Annotated in this window: 1 protein-coding gene; it reads left to right on the forward strand. The window is 71.6% G+C overall.

What is annotated here, in order from left to right:
* Window positions 1–277 precede the first annotated feature (277 nt).
* Window positions 278–1,368: HAMP domain-containing methyl-accepting chemotaxis protein (locus tag D6B71_RS23680; protein ID WP_164519794.1), on the forward strand; the 1,091-nt coding region annotated here is incomplete at its 3' end.

The following is a 1,368-nucleotide window of genomic DNA, read 5'->3' on the forward strand; positions in this document are numbered from 1 at the left end:
AACGTGGCGGAGGCCTCGACGGGCTCGAGCGAGATCGCGGTGAACATCGCCGGCGTCTCCGCGGCCGCCGACACCACGACCCAGGCCGTGAGCCAGACGCTCAGCGCCATCCAGGAGCTCGCCCGCATGTCGGCCGAGCTGCGCACCGAGGTCTCCCGGTTCACCCGGGCCTGACCCGATCACCGCGCGACTCAGCGCGACCCCGCACGACCCGGGGTGCCGGCCCAGCCGGCACCCCGGGCTCTCCCTACCCAGAACGACCCTCAGGAGCACAGCCATGTCCACATCGGTCTCGGGCCGACGGAGCCCTCTCGCCTGGTTCGGCGACCGCAGCGTCCGCGTCAAGATCCTCAGCGCCGTCCTGCTCACCGCGGTCGTCGCGCTGGTCGTCGGTCTGATGGGGCTGCGCTCCCTGGGCGACTCCGCGGACAAGGCGGACCACATCTACAGCGAGAACGTGCTGGGTGTGGACGCGGCGGGCGACATGAACGTGGCCATCCAGGCCATGCGGCAGCACTCCCGCGACGTCCTGATCGCGCCCGACCAGCAGGCCGGGCGCGAGGCGGTGGCCAAGGTCGACGCCGATCTGGCGGCCTTCGAGGAGGCAGCGAAGGCGTACGAGGTGAGCGGGCTCGACGACGAGCGTCGCGGCCATCTGGCCGAGCTGCGCGAGTCGGTCGAGGACTACTACGCCCTGCAGCAGGGCACCCTGATCCCGCTCGGCCTCGAGAACGAGTTCAACGAGTGGTACCAGGTGAACCTGGAACAGGGCCGCGCACTCACCGACGCGATGAAGGAGCACCTGGACGGACTGACCGAGGCAGAGGCGGCCGCCGCCGAGCGGGCCGTGACCGAGGTCCAGGACAGCTACGCGGCCAACCGGTTCACCGCGCTGCTGCTGCTGACCGTCGGCATCGGCCTGGCGCTGCTCGTCGGCTGGTCGGTGGCCCGCAGCATCTCCCGCAACGTCGGCAAGGTCCGGGAGGTCGCGGACGCCCTCGCCGACGGCGACCTCACCCGCACCGCCGGGCTGACCAGCCGGGACGAGATCGGCGTGATGGCCGGCAGCCTGGACCAGGCCACCGGCAAGCTGCGCGAGCTGATGGGCACCGTGCTCGCCTCGTCGGACTCGGTCGCCGCGGCGGCCGAGGAGATGTCCGCCGCCTCCGCCCAGGTCGCGGCGGGTGCTGAGGAGACGTCGGTGCAGGCGGGTGTGGTCTCTGGTGCTGCGGAGGAGGTCAGTCGCAACGTGCAGACGGTGGCGGCTGGTTCGGAGCAGATGGGGGCGTCGATCCGGGAGATCGCGCACTCGGCGAACGAGGCTGCTCGGGTGGCGTCGCAGGCGGTGTCGATGGTGGACAGCACCAA

Source organism: Nocardioides ferulae, from assembly GCF_003660455.1.
Taxonomy (GTDB): domain Bacteria; phylum Actinomycetota; class Actinomycetes; order Propionibacteriales; family Nocardioidaceae; genus Nocardioides; species Nocardioides ferulae.